Source organism: Ferroplasma sp. (genome assembly GCF_037442045.1).
GTDB lineage: Archaea > Thermoplasmatota > Thermoplasmata > Thermoplasmatales > Thermoplasmataceae > Ferroplasma.
The window spans coordinates 1-4,026 of record NZ_JBBIRC010000072.1 but is presented as its reverse complement, the minus strand read 5'-3'; the positions used below and the strand labels follow the sequence as shown (position 1 = coordinate 4,026).

3 protein-coding genes and 1 tRNA gene are annotated in these 4,026 nt (G+C 35.2%); 2 read left to right on the top strand and 2 right to left on the bottom strand.

The window, feature by feature from the left end:
- The first annotated feature begins 499 nt into the window (after positions 1 to 499).
- Positions 500 to 985, top strand: coding sequence for a single-stranded DNA-binding protein (locus WKI77_RS07310; RefSeq protein WP_337861170.1), 486 nt, complete (start codon positions 500 to 502; stop codon positions 983 to 985).
- Positions 986 to 996: 11 nt separating this feature from the next.
- On the opposite strand, the gene WKI77_RS07305 is transcribed toward WKI77_RS07310, so the two are convergent.
- Both WKI77_RS07305 and WKI77_RS07300 read right to left on the bottom strand, forming a co-directional pair.
- Entirely contained in the window at positions 997 to 2,745 is a 1,749-nt protein-coding gene (locus tag WKI77_RS07305; RefSeq protein WP_337861169.1) for an ATP-dependent DNA ligase, read from the bottom strand.
- A 22-nt stretch (positions 2,746 to 2,767) separates the two neighbouring features.
- Complete coding sequence (locus WKI77_RS07300; RefSeq protein WP_337861168.1) at positions 2,768 to 3,706, bottom strand: acetamidase/formamidase family protein; 939 nt, start codon at positions 3,704 to 3,706, stop codon at positions 2,768 to 2,770.
- Between the two features lie 84 nt (positions 3,707 to 3,790).
- Here WKI77_RS07300 and WKI77_RS07295 point away from each other — a divergent pair.
- Positions 3,791 to 3,890 (top strand) — tRNA-Tyr (locus WKI77_RS07295).
- The last annotated feature ends 136 nt before the right edge of the window (positions 3,891 to 4,026 follow it).

Sequence of the window (4,026 nt, the reverse complement as noted above, 5' to 3'; positions counted from 1 at the left end):
CTATAATTATATTATTGCAAATGCATATTTAAATTCGATACTTTACAACTCAAGTAGAATAAGGGAATAGAATAGATAAAGAACAATATTACATGCCATTTGCCCTGGTTAAAAACTATTTTGTTAATATAAATTAAGAATAATACGTTCTATTTTTAATTGCATACAATTCGAAAATTAGTGATGCATCTTTTCATTTTGCCTTAAAAAGATGAATAAGTTATATAATTACATTGGCCATTAATAAATTTTTATACTTTAATAAAAAATTTTAGCCACATTATTAAATTTTTAATAACAGGAAATTCTTTTATGAGATACATTGAATACAATAAAAAACATAATAAAATTAAGAACTTCCAGGAGTAAATAAGTGTTTATAAATATAAAAATAAACTTTAATAAATTCGTCTTTATACTGATAAAAATAAAAAATACGTATGTTTAAATATCCGTTAAATATTATTAAGAGTCCGAAAGGATGAAAGGAAGTAATAATATGGACGAAATAACCAAAATTAAGGATTTAACTCCTTCCTCAAGGCGTGTTAACGTCGTAGGAAAGATAGTAGTACTTGGAGAGCCAAAAGAGATAAAGACCAGATTTGGAGAAGACAAATCAGTCAGTGAAGTTGTAGTTGCTGATGATACTGGAAAAATAACACTCACACTTTGGGATGATCAGACCAAAGATATCAGAGATGGTGAAATTCTTAAAATCGATAACGGATATATTTCATTATTGAGAGGACACATGAGATTAAACGTAGGAAAATACGGAACCATGGTAGAATCTGAAGAAGAAATAGAACCAAGCGAAGAACTTGATATGAGCGAAAAGGAATATGAATATCAGTACAATAACTATAACAACAGAAACGGCAATCAGGGCAATCAAGGAAACCGTGGAAATGGCAACCGTGGATACGGAAACAACAATAACAGAAGAAACAGTTATAACAGAAACGATGACAAAGAAGATTAAAAATTCTTCAATTATTTTATTTTTTTCTGCATTTTATATAATTCTATAATTTCATTTGTTGTAGTAGCATCTTCAGCGTTTTTATCATTGCGTATTTTTACCATTCTTGGAAATCTCAATGCAAGACCGGAGTCTTTTTCAATTATCCCATATGCACATCTATGTATTGGGCTTACAGTAATTTCTGCACCCTGAATTTCCATTACAATTTGCGGATAGACCCATACATCTGGAACCATTTTTGATTCAACCATTGCAGGCTTGTGGTCCTGAACTAACTCTGAAAACAGTTTGGGGAATGAAAATAATACTTCATCGCTGAATCCTGTGCCAAGTTTTGTAAAAGATTCATATGCATGTGTTTCCTCATTATAGCATGCCATAAGCAGTGCACCGTATGTCCCCGCCCTTCTCCCATGCCCGTTGAATGCACCTATTACAACTAAATCCATGGAATCAGCAAGCTCCTTCTGGTAATCTCTCTTAAATTTTATCCAGAGCCAGCCCCTGGCACCTGCCCGGTAAATCGACTCGTTTGAAATATTTTTTGCAACTACACCTTCACATCCATCCTCTATGCTCTGCTCGAAAAACTCTGTTATTTCCTTTGAATCATCGGAAATTAATCTGGTTGCAAGCCTGAAATATTCATTGTCCTTGAAATTTTCTTCAAGTATTTTTCTCCTTTCCTGGTATGGAAGATTAACAAGAGATTTTCCATTAAGTTCAAGTATGTCAAAAATAAACATAACCAGTGGTATTTCAAGAGATTTTTCAGAGAGCTGGTATTTTCTCCCCCTTCTCTGTGAAACCATCTGGAATGGAAATAGTTCCCCTGTATCAGGATTATATGGAACAGATTCACCGTCAATTATTATTGAATCGAAAGAATAACTTTTTTTAAAATTGCTCACAATGTCAGGAAAATTCTCAGTTGTTTCCTCAAGCCCTCTGGAAAATATCTTTATTTGATCTCCTTTTTTGTGAAGTTCAGTCCGCAGGCCATCATATTTGTATTCATATGCTGCGTGGTGATCCATCTTTTCTCTGATGTCATCTATGGATTTTAAGCGTTCTGCAAGCATTACTTTAAATGGTATCAGTGGTTCAGGGCCAATTGATTTTATTGCTTCAATATCGCCTTTCTGTAGCAGTGTGGCTATTAAACCTATATCAGGATGGAAATTATAAGCAGTATCAATGTCATCAGCATATTTTTTGTCTGAAAATGCCTGGACAAGAGAATCCAGTATTGTGGAATCTGCAACTCCAAGCCTCAGCTTTCCCATAATTATTCTGGTAATATACCTTATGTCTTCAGGCTTTGAATTTGCCATCAAATCTGCATATATCCCTGTTTTGCCCTTAACGCTTCCGTGTCCTGCAGAATTTGCAAGTTCAAGTAATTTTGAATAAACATAATGCACTGTAAGATCCTCACTGAACAGTGCTTTCTGTTCCATCTTTTCCCGTATTTCCGATGCAGTGGTTCCAAGGTCCCCATTTTTGTAAAATAATTTATTGATCTCTTCCTCTTCCATGCCTGACGCAGCAGCAATGGATTTAATTATAAGTTTACCGGAAACACCGAACTCAATGCCCTCATAGTCAGGCGCAAGCTTTCCCTGGATTAAATACACCAGCTCTTTTAAATCATCACCTGCATCTTCAAGCAGGGAACCCAGTATGGATGTGAGCTCAAGCCTTTTTGTGGTTGTTTCCATTTCCATAAATTTTTTGCTTACTTCTGAAAATAACATTGAATAATAATAATATAATTGATTATAATATTTTGTTATCTGGAACTTTATTCAACAGATTTTTATCCATTGACATGGAAACAACGTAGTTAGGCATATCCACCATCTCTGAAATTTTCAGGTTTCCTGCAACACTGCAGAGTATATACGATTCTTCCTTTGAAAGGCCGTATTCAGACAGTAAATCTATCATTTCCATTATTGCAGTTTTTGCAGCTTCTTCAAGGTTATCGCCAATGCCCATGGAAATCAGCAGTTCCTCTTTTCCGTATGTTTCAATTCTGGGAAATCTAACTGTTTTTTTCTTAATAAGATCGATTTTTACTGTAACTGTGCAGGAAGTTTCTATGGCCGTGCCGCATACTTCACCATCACCCTGTGCCGCATGGGGATCTGAAAAGGAAACAAGGGCACCTTTAACATTTACAGGAAGATATAGAACAGACCCTGCATGGAGATGTTTATTGTCCATATTCCCACCAAAGCTTTCTGGAGGTATCATTCCGTATTCACCGTGTTCCGGGGCTGTGCCTGTTATGCCCAGAAATGGATTTAATGGAACAGTGATATTCTTCAGGAAATTATCTGATATTGTTCTTGCCCTACCATCTTTAATTTCCCATATTACAAGTTTCTCCCCAAAAATTGAATGCAGAGCCCCAAAATTTTTGATCATGGCGCTCCATCCCCATGTGCCTGTTTCAATGTTTTCTATGGTAATTTTGATGCTGTCTCCTTTTTCCGCACCATTGACATATATCGGGCCAACAGCCGCATCCACTTTAGAATCGTCTATTTTAGAAAGGTCTTTTGTTGTGTATTCTTTTTTCATCTGCATTGTGGATGAATCAGGAATTTTGATTGTTATTCTCTCACCAGGGTCTATATGTTCTACAGGCTTATTTTCAGGGGACCATTTAAAATGCAAATTCTTTTCATTGAAACCGTCTATAACTTTCATAAAAGCTTCAATGCAGAAGAACTATTAATATTATAGGGATGCTTAAATGTTAAAATTTATATCCATTGTAGGAATTATCCATAACCCGGCTTAGCTCAGTTGGTAGAGCGATGGACTGTAGAGTGTATTGCTGCCAGAAAACGCAGTTATCCATAGGTCTCTGGTTCGAATCCGGAAGCCGGGATACATTATTCAATATAGTTCATAAATAGTAAAATAGATATTTTGAATGTTAGTTTTATATTGCATTACCATACATTTTACCGATAAAGTAAATAACTGGCATGCTGGCATTACTGGTTTAATTATCTGTTTCTGAA